Source organism: Clostridium sp. YIM B02500 (genome assembly GCF_022324665.1).
In the GTDB taxonomy this organism is placed as follows: Bacteria; Bacillota; Clostridia; order Clostridiales; family Clostridiaceae; genus Clostridium; species Clostridium beijerinckii.
Map to the genome: position 1 here is coordinate 61,192 of NZ_JAKGTE010000022.1, position 15,279 is coordinate 76,470.

The 15,279-nt window shown below is 29.4% G+C and carries 18 protein-coding genes; 6 read left to right on the forward strand and 12 right to left on the reverse strand.

Translation table 11 applies throughout. The annotated features are described in order from the left end of the window. Positions 1–168: 168 nt before the first annotated feature. The 7 genes from L1S46_RS17445 to L1S46_RS17470 all read right to left on the reverse strand — a co-directional run bounded on the left by L1S46_RS17445 (position 169) and on the right by L1S46_RS17470 (position 4,778). Positions 169–675 (reverse strand): HTH domain-containing protein, encoded by a 507-nt coding sequence (locus L1S46_RS17445; protein ID WP_238900553.1) that lies wholly within the window; start codon positions 673–675, stop codon positions 169–171. 87 nt (positions 676–762) lie between these two features. Then, entirely contained in the window at positions 763–891 is a 129-nt protein-coding gene (locus tag L1S46_RS26380; protein ID WP_275299020.1) for a hypothetical protein, read from the reverse strand. Positions 892–936: 45 nt separating this feature from the next. Then, positions 937–1,323 carry a hypothetical protein gene (locus tag L1S46_RS17450; protein ID WP_238900554.1) on the reverse strand — a complete coding sequence of 129 codons (387 nt, stop codon included), beginning with the start codon at positions 1,321–1,323 and terminating at the stop codon, positions 937–939. 115 nt (positions 1,324–1,438) lie between these two features. Continuing rightward, a complete protein-coding gene (locus L1S46_RS17455) occupies positions 1,439–2,239 on the reverse strand; it encodes an SDR family oxidoreductase (RefSeq protein ID WP_238900555.1) in 801 nt (266 codons plus the stop codon). Positions 2,240–2,303: 64 nt separating this feature from the next. Continuing rightward, positions 2,304–2,903 (reverse strand): Crp/Fnr family transcriptional regulator, encoded by a 600-nt coding sequence (locus tag L1S46_RS17460; RefSeq protein ID WP_238900556.1) that lies wholly within the window; start codon positions 2,901–2,903, stop codon positions 2,304–2,306. Between the two features lie 69 nt (positions 2,904–2,972). Beyond that, positions 2,973–3,884 (reverse strand): PhzF family isomerase, encoded by a 912-nt coding sequence (locus L1S46_RS17465; RefSeq protein ID WP_238900557.1) that lies wholly within the window; start codon positions 3,882–3,884, stop codon positions 2,973–2,975. A 171-nt stretch (positions 3,885–4,055) separates the two neighbouring features. Beyond that, positions 4,056–4,778, reverse strand: coding sequence for an MBL fold metallo-hydrolase (locus L1S46_RS17470; protein WP_238900558.1), 723 nt, complete (start codon positions 4,776–4,778; stop codon positions 4,056–4,058). Positions 4,779–5,197: 419 nt separating this feature from the next. On the opposite strand from L1S46_RS17470, the gene L1S46_RS17475 reads away from it, so the two are divergent. From L1S46_RS17475 to L1S46_RS17490, 4 genes are all read left to right on the forward strand, one after another. Then, the gene (locus tag L1S46_RS17475) at positions 5,198–6,511 is read left to right on the forward strand and encodes an FAD-dependent oxidoreductase (RefSeq protein ID WP_238900559.1); all 1,314 of its coding nucleotides are present in this window, start codon (positions 5,198–5,200) and stop codon (positions 6,509–6,511) included. Between the two features lie 279 nt (positions 6,512–6,790). Beyond that, a complete protein-coding gene (locus L1S46_RS17480; RefSeq protein WP_238900560.1) occupies positions 6,791–7,249 on the forward strand; it encodes a LytTR family DNA-binding domain-containing protein in 459 nt (152 codons plus the stop codon). Then, positions 7,246–7,656, forward strand: coding sequence for a hypothetical protein (locus L1S46_RS17485; RefSeq protein WP_238900561.1), 411 nt, complete (start codon positions 7,246–7,248; stop codon positions 7,654–7,656). The genes L1S46_RS17480 and L1S46_RS17485 overlap by 4 nt, the downstream gene beginning before the upstream one ends. A gap of 139 nt (positions 7,657–7,795) precedes the next feature. Then, positions 7,796–8,311 (forward strand): DUF1453 domain-containing protein, encoded by a 516-nt coding sequence (locus L1S46_RS17490; RefSeq protein WP_077854818.1) that lies wholly within the window; start codon positions 7,796–7,798, stop codon positions 8,309–8,311. Between the two features lie 262 nt (positions 8,312–8,573). Here the strand turns inward: L1S46_RS17490 and L1S46_RS17495 are convergent, their stop codons facing one another. Next, the gene (locus L1S46_RS17495; RefSeq protein WP_238900562.1) at positions 8,574–9,470 is read right to left on the reverse strand and encodes a LysR substrate-binding domain-containing protein; all 897 of its coding nucleotides are present in this window, start codon (positions 9,468–9,470) and stop codon (positions 8,574–8,576) included. Positions 9,471–9,599: 129 nt separating this feature from the next. On the opposite strand from L1S46_RS17495, the gene L1S46_RS17500 reads away from it, so the two are divergent. Further along, positions 9,600–10,715, forward strand: a complete 1,116-nt coding sequence (locus L1S46_RS17500; protein ID WP_238900563.1) for an alkaline phosphatase family protein — start codon at positions 9,600–9,602, stop codon at positions 10,713–10,715. Between the two features lie 222 nt (positions 10,716–10,937). Further along, positions 10,938–11,882, forward strand: a complete 945-nt coding sequence (locus tag L1S46_RS17505; protein WP_238861649.1) for an NAD(P)-dependent oxidoreductase — start codon at positions 10,938–10,940, stop codon at positions 11,880–11,882. A gap of 95 nt (positions 11,883–11,977) precedes the next feature. On the opposite strand, the gene L1S46_RS17510 is transcribed toward L1S46_RS17505, so the two are convergent. The 4 genes from L1S46_RS17510 to L1S46_RS17525 form a co-directional block, all read right to left on the reverse strand. Then, positions 11,978–12,850: a radical SAM protein gene (locus tag L1S46_RS17510; protein ID WP_238900564.1), complete on the reverse strand. Its 873-nt coding sequence runs from the start codon at positions 12,848–12,850 to the stop codon at positions 11,978–11,980. A gap of 51 nt (positions 12,851–12,901) precedes the next feature. Beyond that, entirely contained in the window at positions 12,902–13,435 is a 534-nt protein-coding gene (locus tag L1S46_RS17515; protein WP_238861645.1) for an alpha/beta hydrolase, read from the reverse strand. Positions 13,436–13,616: 181 nt separating this feature from the next. Beyond that, positions 13,617–14,027, reverse strand: coding sequence for a peptide deformylase (locus L1S46_RS17520; RefSeq protein ID WP_012059684.1), 411 nt, complete (start codon positions 14,025–14,027; stop codon positions 13,617–13,619). Positions 14,028–14,359: 332 nt separating this feature from the next. Continuing rightward, positions 14,360–15,229 carry an aldo/keto reductase gene (locus L1S46_RS17525; protein WP_238900565.1) on the reverse strand — a complete coding sequence of 290 codons (870 nt, stop codon included), beginning with the start codon at positions 15,227–15,229 and terminating at the stop codon, positions 14,360–14,362. Positions 15,230–15,279 lie beyond the last annotated feature (50 nt).

The following is a 15,279-nucleotide window of genomic DNA, read 5'->3' on the forward strand; positions in this document are numbered from 1 at the left end:
TCTAATTATAATTTTGTTGCAACAACGAAAATTATAGAGTATAAGATAACAAAAATATAGACTTTTTCTTTCTCATGAGTTATCATATAGATCAAGTATTCCCCTAATTGGGGATACTTTTTTGTTTTAAAATTTTGTAATAAATGCAGCAATAATTTTATTAATAAATTAACCTAAACCTGACTTGTTACCATTAACCAAAAAGTGTAAAAACAAGCTTGCTACCGCTAGCTTATATTTATTTTCATATGTAATAGAATTAGTATCCTTCATGAAATTCTGAACATCTTCTAAGCTGATACCTGCATACATAGCTAAAGTATCGTATCTAATTCCAACGTCAATTATCAATACATCTATTATTCCTTTGACTCTGTCATCTTCATTTATACTACGTATCCCTTCAGATAGAATATAAATCTTATTTGATAATAATGAAGGCTCGGGACACTTTGGATTCCACACAAATTCTTTATTGTTTTTAATAGAGTCCATTGCATTAGCATAAAACTCATGCAAATTTCTTTTTCCATCCATATACTCTTTTAGCCAGTTATAATCCACATTTATCATTCTACTCAAAACTTCAAGTTCAATTTTATAATCTTCAATCAATTTTTTTATACTTTCTCTTGTTTTATCAATCTGATTAGAATTTCCATTTATTAATTCCATATCTTCTCACCTAATTCTGTAATATATTTTAATATTTTTTTAAATACATATTTATAAAAATTGGTTATTTAACACTCTAAATTAATGCTAATCAATTTTACAATAATGTCCTTCAATTCTCTTATAAGGTATTAATATATCTGCAGTCTGAACTCTATTTAGAAAATCTTTTAAACCTTCTTGATTATCGTCAGGCGCAAAATATTTTTTCCCCATCCATTATATTATCCAACCAGTAATTCCTGCTGGAATAATATTATTTTATTTACGCTTTCTATCTGAAACAATACCAGCTGCTACCATGAAATATATTACTAAAATATAAAGGCTTCCTATTAATATATTGATAATTAGTTTTTTATGGTCCTTATGAAATTCAGGATAATATCTTGAACTTATATGAATAACTGAAATAACAATACCTACCAATGATATTAATATAGCTCCAATTATGCTTAATATATTTCCTAATCTTTTTTTAGTTGTACCAGTCATAAAACAAAACGCTAGCATAATACATGAGACTGTAAGTATTATCCCTTGAGCTATAACTGCTTTATTACCATCTCCCATCCATCTAAAAATCAATTGTATAATAAATCCTACAGAAATAATTATCCCTATATTCCTACCAGTATTATTATTCATATATCCCCACCCTAATCCATCGAGTTAAACTTTATGTTAATTTGTATCACTATGCAAATTTTAACACAAACACAAAGTATTACATAATAAAGAGATAATATAATTATTCATCAATCTAGCGGTTTTTCATAAAGTATTCTCTTACAAAGTCAGGAAAGTGTATAGCTATATTATATGCAAGCGGAACAGCAACCTTATAACGAGGTTTAAGCATCCTTTTCGAAATTATATTAACAATAGTTTTGACCACTTCTTTAGGATTAGTTAAATTTTGATCATTTCGATATTTAGCATCTGCTTCATAAAACGTTGAATAATAAGAATCTTGATTAGTCATAAGATTATTTGAATTATTAACCATAGTTTTAAAAAAATTTGTTCTTATTGGCCCAGGTTCTATTACAGTTGCTTGAATATTATAGTTGTGCAGTTCTAAACGCAATGTATCACTTATTGCCTCAACTGCATATTTAGATGCACAATATGCACCATTAATAGGTTGGACAAATTTCCCCGAAATTGAACCGATATTTATAATTTTACCAAATTGTTTCTTACGCATTTCCGGAACAACTGCTTGAATCATATTAATTATCCCAAATACATTTACATCAAACATGTTTTTTGCACTTCTTACATCGATTTCTTCTAAAGCACCTCTAGTTGAGTATCCTGCATTATTTACAAGGATATGGATTTTCTTAAATCGTGCTATCACTTCCTCCATCGCAACTGAAATAGATTCTTTTTGGGTAACATCTAGTGATAGCTTTAATGATACAGGTAAATCTTTTAAAGTTTCTACATTTCTAGCTGTTGCCACAACTATATATCCTCTCTCAGATAATATGCTGCAAAGTTCTCGTCCTATCCCCGTTGAGCATCCTGTAATTAAAACAACTGTCTCGTTTTTCATATAAATTACCCACCATTAATAAAATTTATCTACATCATAAATCACATGGAGGTTAGCTGCATTATCATTTGTTAATATTAAAATTTTTTCTTAATCTACTAAGTGACACAGGGGTCATTCCTAAATAAGAAGCAATATGATATTGTTTAATACGCTTTTCTAATCCTGGATATGCATTAAGGAATTGCTTATAACGTTCAATGCTATCTAATACTTTAAAACTAATTGCATGCTCTTCTTTCATAATAAGAACACTATCAATCATCTTTTTGTAAAACAAAAGTAGTTCATAGTTTTCCTCAACTATTTTTTCGAAATCAGAAATTTTGGCTACAATAATTTCGCTATTTTCTAATGCTTGTATATAATACATAGATTCTTTTTGAGATAGATGTGCTACATATGAGAATAGTACCCCACCCTCTTTGTAAAAATATTTTGTTGTATCTTTGCCTGCTTTATCAATATAATAAGAACGAAAAACTCCCTTAACAACAACTCCTATTTCAGTAGACTTCTCACCTTCCTGTAAAAAGAACGTATCTTTTTTTAATAGCTTTGGCTTAAAAATCTTCTTTAATAAAGTTATGTTTTTTTCACTAAGGAAAATCTCGTTATTTTTCAAAATATCTATCCATAAATCATCATATACATTTTTATTCATTCAAAGCCCTCGTTCCTTTGGTTAGAATTAATTCTGCTCACCTACTATTGCATGTGTTTTATATTAGTTTTAATCATTTAATAATAATTCTGATTTAAATATTATAACGGCGTTTCCTGAAACTTTGGTCTCTATTGGTTCATTGTCTTCTATCTTTACTTCAACTTCGATTATACCAGGCCTATTTATAGCCTCTCCTTGCTTAGCTTTAAATCTAAATAAGGAATTATTATGCTTAACAAGATTGTGATGAACAAGATATGCACCTAGTGGACCATTTGCATTACCAGTAACAGGATCTTCATTGATACCTATTAAAGGTGCAAACATTCTTCCATGTATTAAAATATCACTTTCTTTTGAATCGGTAGTAAAAATATAATATCCATTACATTTAATGACCTCGCTTAACTTAGAAAGTGCACTATAATCTGGCTGCAATGTATTTAAGGTTTCAATACTTTTAATACCTATCATAACTTTAGAATGACCTGTTGACACTATTTGAATTTTATAATCATCAAGTAAATCACTTTCTTTAATTTTAAGTGCTTTTAAAAGTTCTTCTTTATTTATACCATCAATAATTTTGTCAAATTCAATTTTTCCCTGCGTCATAATAATTTTATAATCATTATTTTCTTTTATTATATCAACAGGTAAAATTCCTGCTCCTGTCTTATGATAAATCCTTGAAGTTTCCAGTTCATTTTCGATAGCACGTACATAATGAGCTGCAATAGTGGCATGTCCACAAATAGGAACCTCGCTTATAGGTGCAAAAAAGCGTACTTGAACATCATACTCACTACTATTTGAAGAGAAAATAAATGCTGTCTCAGAATTGTTAAGCTCTCTAGCAATTTTCTGCATTTCATAATCAGTTAATCCATCTGCATTTGATATCACCCCTGCTGGATTTCCTGTAAATTTTTCCTTTGTAAATGAATCAACTTGATATAAATTATATTTTCTTGCCATGTTACCTCCAGATATACTTTAATTTATAGGCTAAAACCATTCCTTTAATCCATGGGAATTAATACCTATCCGTAATATAATTAATTATAGTTTTACTTTAATTCACTTACAAGTACGCATTTAAAAAGTAAGATTTATGTTCGGATTGAAAAATAATAAAAATTACCTAGCTTAAAAAACTCTTTTAAGAGCATCCCTGATTTCATTCTCAAATATTCCACCATGATAACATATAATTCTTTCAATATCATAATCCAAAAACTTTTTAACAGAATTTTGGGCTTCTTTCATATCTAGGGTATATTGAGGCACTGCAATAACAAGTTCTCCGTTTTCTACAACTAAGGCATCTCCTGTTATTAATGATTTACTTTCTTTATGATAAATGGATATATGTCCAGGCATGTGCCCAGGTGTAGCTAGGATTTCAATTCCTCCACAACAATCGAAATAATCCCTATCTTTTAACTTTATATCAACATTACAACTTTCTATAGATTGAATCATTATCAGAAAATGATCTGCTTCTACTTTCTCATTTTCTGATAATGAATCATATATATTTTCAGCTTGTTCTAATCTTAATGATTTTTTACTTCCATCAATATATGGAGCATCTTCTTCTGATGCTAATACTTTTACTTTAGGATATTTTCTTTTAAATTCTGCTAAAGCTCCCATATGGTCATAATCATGATGTGTAATAATTATTTTAGATAAATTTTTTATATTAATCTTTTCAGCTAATGCAGCTTCTTCCATTAAACTCAAAAAATTTGGATATCCACAGTCAATTAATATCATTTCATTCTCATCTTCCAATATAACTGGATGTATAGCATCACTTTGTCCTGAAAAATTGAAAAATACATCTAATACGTTTATTTTACTCATTTTAAGTCCTCCTAGTAAAATTTCAATTATAGAAAATAATATCATGCTCAGAAACACTATAGTTAATTCTTAAATATTTCTGTATCATTTATGCACATATATATTGCAGTAATAAACTTACATCTAAAATTTTGTTAAACCAAATGCTCAATAAAAAAATGTAAAAATTCAATTCCCAAACAATTTTTTCAAAATATAGTTTCTTTTCACCTCTACCCATTATCAATTTTATATTTTATTTAGAATCTTAAGCTTATTCATTATCATATACAAATTCTTATATTCATAGAATTATCATTAACATTCTTCTTATGCAAAATAATAATAATAACTAGTATTTTTTGAGTTTCTACATATCACTTCTATGATACTCGCAACATAAAATAAAGAAAAATGCATTTTAACAAAGGAGAAAGAAAATGAGATTAAATGGATTAACAGGAAGGGTAATAACTCCCTCAGATAAAGAGTATCCAACTTTAAGACTTGAATATAATCTATCTATTAATAAATTTCCATTAGCTATCGTTTATTGTTATACACCAACAGATGTATCCAACGCTATTAAATGGTGCAGGAAACATCATGTAGGACTTCGCATTCGTACAGGGAAGCATAATTATGAAGGCTATTCAACAGATAATGGCGTAATAGTAATAGATACAACTCCTATGGACAAGATTGAAGTTAATACTAAAAATGATACTGTAAAAATTCAAGCTGGGGCAAGACTTGGAAATATATACTCAATAACCGCTGAAAAAGGATATGCCTTTAATGGCGGAACATGCCCTACAGTTGGAATTTCTGGTTTGGTATTAGGTGGAGGAATAGGTTTATCCTGTAGAAACTTTGGCTTGGTATCGGACAACCTTATAGAGCTGCAATTTGTTAATGCCAAAGGTGATCTAATAACTGCTAATAATCATATAAACCGTGATTTATTCTGGGCCTGTCGAGGAGCAGGTGGAGGAAACTTTGGAGTTGTAACTAGCTATACTTTTAGACTTCATAAGGTAAATTATATTACTCTTATACAGCTTAAATGGAATAATATTTCCAGGGAAAAATTTATTAACCTATGGCAATGTTGGCTAAGAACTGCTGATAAAAGGATTAGCTGTTTTGCTGGTTTAAGTAAAAAAGGCATATATTTAAATGGATTTTTCTATGGACCTAAGTCTGAAGCTGAAAAGATTTTAAAAGAGTTTTTGCTGCTCCCAGGTTTACTAGATAACTCTTTAATAGAATATGTACCTTTTATAGATGCTGTTAAAGCCATTGGTTCTTTTTATGGGCCTCCTGATAGATTTAAAGCTACTGGAAGGTTTGTTTATTGTCATCTAAGTAAAACAAATATCAGAAACTTAATTAAGTATATAGATTGTAGCCCTGGAGATGATTGTTTTATAAGACTTTATACTTTAGGCGGTAAGATAAAAGATTTCTCCAGTGATTATTCAGCTTATTACTATAGAGATGCCAGCTATATTATAGGAATAACAGCAGATTGGGAAGAATATGAAGATGGCAATGTATTTAAAAACTGGGTATCACAAGTTTTTAAATATGTGGAAACCATAACAAATGGCTCTTATGTAAACTTCCCTTATGCTGGGCTTAAATATTATGGCTATGAATACTATGGTGAAAATTATGGAACCCTTAGAATAATAAAAAAGATTTATGACCATGACAATGTTTTTAGATTCCCACAATCAATAGAACCTTAACCCCCTTAAAAAATAGTCTGCTGATTTTAATTCAGCAGATTATTCTTTCCAAAGTTTAAAATCAATCCTTCACTTTTTCATTAATCAGCCCCGTTGTTCTTCTCTTATTTTACTTATTTTAGTCTATATGATATTTTATATATAAATAAGTATGTACTTTATGGAAAATGATTATCATATTTTGTTTAGAAGAATGTTTAAATAAAAATAATGATTATTTATGAAACTGTGCTATATGATTTTATATATTAACAGTATTTAATTTGTAGGAGTGTAAAAATGAAGGTTAGTATAAACATTATCTCTTCTGAATTAGAGGAAGAAGTTATTTTTAACGTACACAATGTTCAAGAAAAGGTTACTGAAGCTATAGAATTACTGACATCATCAAATGAAGTTATTAAACACTTACTTGGAAGAAAAGAAGAAAAATATTACAAAGTAAACGTGGATGAAATTTTTTATATAGAATCAATAGATAGAAAAGTATTCATCTATACCAAAACTCAGACCTATGAAATTTCTGAGAAATTGTATGTTCTTGAGGAACAATTAACTAGTATGAATTTTATTAGAATTTCTAAATCCTTGCTACTAAATATTGATAAGATACACTCTTTTTATCCAAAGTTAAGCGGGAACCTAGAGGCCCTTTTAACTAATAATGAAAAAGTAATAATTTCAAGAAGATATGTTGCAAATTTAAAAAACAAATTGGGAATGAGGGATGGCAAATGAGCTTTAAATATTTAAAAGAAATATTAAAATTAACCTCAGTAGTTTTTACAGTAATAACATTATTTCAGCTTATTACAAAACAATCTTTAGATAATGAAAAGCTTTGTGAATTATTAGCTTTATCATTATCATTCTCATTAATAAAGATAGTTATCAATAAATATATTATTTCTAAGGATTCAATATTTAACCCATTATTATATATAGTTATAATTTGGTTAATGATTGTTGCATCAAATTATCTTTTTAACTGGAATATGTCCTTATCATTAATGCTCTCAACGTTTATTGAAGTTATATTAATTTACATATGCGTAAGACTTATTAATTATCAATATGAGAAAATAGACGTGAAGAAAATGAATGAGATTTTAGATAGAAATAGAAAAAATAAAAACCAACAGTAGGTTTCTGTTTATTTTTATATTGGTTTTAATACCGCTTAGTTATATAAATATACCGCTTACGTAAATACGTATTGTTCTTATTTAATTTATATTGTACTCTTACAACATGATATGAATTAAGAAAGAAGGCTATATTATTATGATGATTATTAATATTATTTCAGAGGTATTTAACCAAACTCCTTTTTATGTTTGGGTTATATTTATTTATCTTTTAAAGCGTGGGCTTAAAGCTAGTAAAGATGGTGAGTTATCACTTTCTAAAATGTTCATTATGCCATCTATTTTTATTATTTGGGGCTTAGAAAAGTTACTAACAAACTTTAGCTATATAGGCATTTCTATGATCTTCTATAGTATTTGTATGTGTTTTGGTACTTTAATATCATATTATTTATATTCTCGATATAGAAAAATATATATAAAGGATGGCTCTCTATATAAAACTGGCTCATATTTACCAATAACTATTATGATGACTAATTTTTTTGCTAAATATCTATTAAATGTTGCTATGGCTGTTAATCCGTTGTTATACAGTACACTCTTCTTTAATATTTTGTATTCATTATTATCTGGCTTTTCAGTTGGTTTGTTTATCGGAGGTATTTTACAAGCATATAAAGCTTATTCAAACTTAAAAGCATTAGCTTAGGTATATGATCAACACATCTAAATTAAAATTTCACATGTATTTTACCAGTTAAATAACCCACTAAATTGATATGCTCCCCTTATAGCAGACAGTTAAAATAAAAAACTGTTTCTATAAAGGGAGCATATCAATTTCTAATTTAGTGGATTTCATTTTTGATTTAAACTGTTCATGCTGATACCTATTACCAATTTTAATGAATCTGCTATTAATAATTCAATATCATTTATCATAGAATATAGTTAGTAACATAACCAGAGTGCTATCGTACCTTTAGGGGATTCTCCTCCTTTATTGTACTACACAACATTATAAAATTATTTATATATTCTGTTAAGTTCTTGTTTTTATGGTAAGAAATATAGAACTTCCTTGTAAAGTTATATTCTTCTAAATTTATTTTTGCAATTCTTCTGTTTTTTAATTCATCTTGTATTAAGTATTGAGACAAAAGTGCTATTCCTTTATTATGAATTACAGCTTCTTTTATAGAATCAATACTCTTACAAATCCATGTAACATTAGGAATGATATGCGATTCATCAAAAATATCTTGAAGCATTTTTTGAGTTCTACTTCCAGGTTCACGGGATATTATTGGTTCTGAACTTAATTGCTTAATTCTAATTGTTTGTTCAGCAAGGGGATTTTCTGGGTGGCAAACAAGCATTAGTTTATCATCTAAAAAATCAATATATGTTAACTCGCTGCAAGGAGATTCCATTTGAATAATGGCTATATCCAAATCATATGATAATATCTTTTGTTCTATGTAGGAGCTATTTCCAATTTCAACTTGAATATTAACAGAAGGATAAAGGTTTTGGAATTTCTCTAATATTGGGTAAATCAATTTATGAGCAATTGTGGTACAAACCCCAATTCGTACTAGTCCTTGATAGGAAAGATTCCTCATTTTTAAGTTCATTTGCTCTAAATCATATAATAATTGTTTTGCATGGAAAAGCAATTCCTTTCCATTAGAAGTCAAATATAGTTTTTTAGATAATCGCTCAAATAACTTTGTATTATATTCATTCTCTAGCGCTGATATTGACTGACTGATGGATGATGGCGATATATATAAATTTTGAGCTGCTTTACTCATGCTCATTTGAGTACAAACTTCTACAAATATTTCTAAATCACGAATTGTCAATTGAAATCCCCCATTTCATATAGTTAAGTATTTACTAATCATTATATAATATTATTCATATTTTACAAAGCATTATAGAGGTGATAACCTAAAAACAAATAAGTGTATTGATTAAAGGGGATGTAAATTATGCAAAAAATATTGATTGTTGTCATTGATGGGTGCTCTCCAGAGTATTTTACTTTGGAAAATGCACCAAATATTTATAGTTTATGTGAACAAAGAGGGTTCATGAAAAATATTTATGGTGCAGTTCCTACTGTAACCAACGTTAATCACGCTTCTATTCTGTCAGGACTTTGGCCAAATGAGACACAAATGGTAGGAAATTTCTTTTATGATCACATAACAGGAAAGTCTGGATTTATACAAGAGAAAGGATTTATGAAAGCTACTACAATATTGCAGCACATTAAAAGTATTGGTGGTAAAACTGCTTTATTGACAGTAAAAGGAAAGATTCTCGAAGTATATGGAGAAGATGTTGATTTAGGAATTAGTGCTGAAAAGCCTGACCTTAACCTTTTAGAGCAGCTAGGCATTTCTATGCCGCCAAAAATACAAAGTGTAGAAAGTAGCAAATGGATTTTAGATGCAGCCCATACGTGCATACAAAAAGAATCTCCTGAAATAGTGTACTGCACTACTAATGACTATATTATGCATCATTATGGACCAAACTCTGAACAGGCTAAAAAGCAAATAAACGATATTGATAACTGCATCAAAAAAATACACAAATTAGAACCAACCCGCCAGATTTATATTACTGCTGACCATGGAATGAATAAAAAAACTACTCTTGTAAATTTTCAAAATTTATCTGAACAAGCAGGTTTTCATGTTGTATGCGTACCTCCAATGAAAGATAGATATATTGAAAATCATGCGTATCAGGAAGGTGGAACGCTTTATGTATATATGAAAAATTCAGATGAAATGGAAAAGTATCTCCAATTTGTGTCTGCTCAAGTATCAGTTGACAAAATTTTGAACAAAAAAGAAGCTGCTGAACTTTATAATTTGCCAATAAATAGTATAGGAGACTACGTCATTTTTGCCTCTGAAGATTATGCATTTGCTGAAATTAAAGGTATTTATTTAAATACTAAAGACATACGAACTCACGGCTCCCTTTATGAAAGGGAAATACCTTTAGCAGCTATTAATCCTGTTGCATCACAAGAACAGTATCAATTCAGTAAAGATATAACTTCAAATATTTTGCAATTGTTATCTAGATAGCAGTGCAGTGAGAATCGCAATATTCATAGAAGATTAATGCTAAATAGAGCTTAACTTACTTTGACAATAAGAAGGACTATGTATATTATAATAACAAACAAAATATGAAAAATTCTGAGATTTCGCTCGCAGTATATGATGTAGAAGATGCCTGGCTTGTAATTGCTAACATCAAACGGATTTTCTTCGAAATAGATATAGAGCATGAAAGGTGGTTTAAAAATGAAAATTCTTATAGTCGGATATTTTACTGAGACCTCAAAATCAAATATTATAAGGCATTTTCCAGAAGACTGGGACATTGTAATTGTCCAGCCCGGAAAAAAAATGTTACATCATATTGAAGATTGTCAGGTACTCATACCTGAACATATTAAAGTAGACCGCAGTTTGCTTTCTATAGCAAAAAAATTAAAGTTGGTACAGACGGGTGCAGGATTTGATAATGTAGATATAGATGCCTGCACGCAGTACGGCATTTGGGCTGCCAATGCTGCAGGAGTGAATGCACAGGCAGTTGCCGAGCACGTAATGGCACTGATATTGTCTTATTATAAAAACATACCGTTTCTTGATTCTTTCATGAAGAATAAGATAGATGAAAATGAATTGCAGTATACAGGAAGTGAATTAAAAGGCAAAACCATCGGGATTATAGGCTTTGGCTCCGTCGGTAAAAAAGTAGCTGAGTTTTGCAGGGTCTTTGATATGAATGTTCTTGTTTATGCTAGAAATCCCGTTGTACAGTCTGACGATTTTGTGAAAATGACGGATTTCGATACTCTTGTAGGCTCATCAGACATAGTAAGTGTGCATGTATCCTTAAATCAGCAAACCAAACAGCTAATCAACAAAGATGTATTCAAGAAAATGAAGAATACTGCACTTTTTGTCAATACAGCCCGCGGCGGAATTGTCAATGAAAGAGACTTGATAGATGCATTAAAAAATAGAGACATTTCAGGAGCATGCCTTGATGTATTTGAATCTGAACCTCTTCCAATTGAAAGTGAACTCCGAAATCTAAGAAATGTGATACTTACTCCTCATACAGCAGGCTTGCCTGATGGTCTCAAATTCCATAAAAAAAGATATGATTTCTTCGTGAACAATATAAAGCGTGTAGAAAATGGTGAAGAGCCTGAAAGCAAGCTCAATCAGTTATAATTTTGCTGCAATAAAAATAAGAGCTCTTTATTCTACTTTGTATATAAATGTTATATACAAAGTAGATAGCACCTTTTTATCATATAAATTATTTCCTATATATCAAAACCTATTTGAACTTCATTATTCTCCTCTTCAAAAGCTTTCATATAATTAAAAACTTCTTTCACTCCAAAAATAACATTATTCTGCTGACAGGTGTCTTTAATAATTTTCATTAATTTTTCATGATTCTTACTTAACACTTCATAACTATTCCCATATTCTCTTATATATTTTTCTTTTAAACCTTTAAAATGCTTATCTAAATTCTTATAATAATATTCCCTATTTCCATTTCTTAATGTTAATCCAATACCAAATACTATAATTCCTTTAACTTTAGCTTCTACACAATAATCTAAAATTCCTCTTATATTTTTCTCTGTATCATTTATATAAGGTAAAATAGGACTTAACCAGACTACTGTAGGAATTTTGTTATCCCTCATTATTTTTAAAACTTCGAATCGTTCTTTTGTTGTAGAAACATTAGGTTCGATAATCTTGCATAATTCTTCATCATAAGTTGTTAATGTCATCTGAACAACACACTTTGCTTTTTTGTTTATACTTCTTAGCAAGTCTAAGTCTCTTAATATTCTATTTGATTTAGTTTGTATTGCGAGTCCAAATCCATACTTATCAATTATCTCTAAACATTTTCTTGTATTTTGAAGATTTTCTTCTAGATGAATATATGGATCACTCATTGCACCGGTTCCAATCATGCACTTTTTTCTTTTTTTCTTAAGTGCATCCTCTAATAGCGGCTGCACATTAGCCTTAACCTCAATATCTTCAAAAATATGATCCATTCCATAACAATGACTTCTGGCGTCACAATATATACATCCATGAGTACATCCTCTATAAATATTCATTCCATTACTACTAGATAATATACCTTTTGCCACTACATCATGCATAAAATCGTAACTCCCTTCAAATTAACACTGTACAATTGAAAGTGAAAAATCTTATCGAATTCTTTCCAATAGTTTCTGAAATAAATTAAATCCTTCACTCCAATCATCTATGTTTGATTCACTGTTTATATGACCCTTTCTGCCAACAGATACTGTTTCAAGCCCCCACTGTTTACCTTTTTCTATACAAAACAGAGATGAGGAATATTGATCGTTCTCACTATAAATTAGCATTCCAGGTAGCTGAAGGTTATCTTCTGGCAAATGCTCAAAGGAATCTAAAAAATTTGGAAATTGTTCCTTGTTTGGATCTGGTGGAGCCACTAAGAAGACTGCTTTCAAGTACTTTCGTATCTTAGGCATGGCTTTTACAGTAAGCAAGCAGCCAAGGCTGTGTGCAACTAATACTACATCACAGCTATTTTCTCTTGAAAGATTTTCTATTAAATTTTTTTCCCATTCTTTATATACAGGATAATCCCATTCCTCTTGGGTTATTCTTTTAAATCCATATTTTTTCTCCCAAATACTCTGCCAATGCTCTGGCCCAGAGTTATTAAGGCCAGGAACTATCTTTATATTCATTATTAACACCTCAAACCATCTTACTTTTTCTAAAAGATTTCATTTTTGTACCAAATTCTAACATACATCTATGCTGATGTAAATGCAGTTATTAAAATCAAATATAAATTGAATATTGTGCTTTCCTTTGTATTTCAGCATTTATTTTTAGTATGCTCAAGCTACGTTTTTAACTTGATAATTAGATTATTATACCTTCAAAATGATCCATTTCATGTTGAATTATTTGTGCTGTAAATCCATTAAATACTTGCTTTTTCTTATTAAAGTTTCTATCAAGATACGTAACCTCTATCGTTTCATATCTCTTTGTTTTTCTAAACCCAATTAAAGATAAACAGCTTTCTTCTGTTTCATAAGGCTTTTCCTTTTTTAATATAACTGGATTTATCATAGGTACAATAAGATTGCCTACAGTAAATACTAATATACGCTTTTTTACTCCAATCATATTAGCAGCCAATCCAACACAATGCTCTAAGTTTGCTCTTAATGTATCTATTAAATCATCAATTACTACCATATCATTTTTAGTTGCCTCTTCTGATTTTTGTCCTAAAAATAATATATCTTTTACTATTGGTTTTATCATAATTTATACTCCTTTTTCAGTTGTATTTTTTATAAAAAATAATATATGCTTTAAAATATATTATATAGCCCTATCAATCAAATTGGCTTGGCCATACACATTCTTGCAATTGACTATAGGTTCCTCATTTAATACACATCTTTAACTAAAAAAATTATAACATAAACTAATGACACTTTTAATATCATTGGTTTATGTTTTAATATTTAATAATGTCCTATGTATTTTGATTCTCCCTATATATGGTTCACTGTAACAGATATAACGTAGAACTTTCTAAATTATATCTTAACATTAGAATATCAATCGCTAATTTTAGATAGATTAAAAATTTATTTAATGAAAATTTTCATCAGTTTATTATAAAGTGGATTAATCATATACCCTGTAGGACTATGAGAATACCTTCTGCCTGTATTCAGTTGATTAATTTTTTCCATTTCTTCACTTGATAATTCAAAGTCAAATAACTGAATGTTCTCTTTGATTCTTTTGGGATTTGACGATTTGGGGATAATAATAATTCCCCTTTGTATATGCCAACGTAAAATTACTTGAGCCACTGTTTTTTCATGATTACTTGTAATTTTTTTCAATACTGTATTTTCCAGCAAAGCTTTATTCCCTTGACCTAAGGGTGCCCAAGCTTCATGCAAAATCTTATGTTTAGTAAGATATTGATGTAGCTCATTTTGTGGAAACTCCGGATGAGTCTCAATCTGATTAATCATCGGTGGAATCTTTGAGTGTTTTATTAATTCTTCAAGGTGTTGTATCTCAAAATTTGCAACTCCAATCACTTTGATCTTACCTTGTAAATATAAATCTTCCATAGCGCGCCACGTTTCTAAATAATAAGGTGAAGCAAAATGAATTAAGTACATATCAAGGTACTCTACGTTCAGATTTTTACAAGTTTTTTCAAAAGCCTTCTTAGTAGCTTCATAGCCATGATCAGTATTCCAAACCTTCGAAGTAATAAAAAATTCTTCCCTTGGTATCTGACTTTTTTCAATTGCTAATCCTAAATCTTTTTCATTGCCATAAATTTTAGCAGTATCAAAATGACGATATCCAATTTTAATAGCTTCACCCACAGCGGTTTTAAAATCTTCCTCTTTATTTAATTTATATACTCCAAAACCAACCCGGGGCATTTTAATGCCATTTATTACTTTTATTTCTTTATTTATTAGATTCATCTCTTACAGCCTCCAAAATAAATTAGTTTAAACCAAGCCAATTAAATATC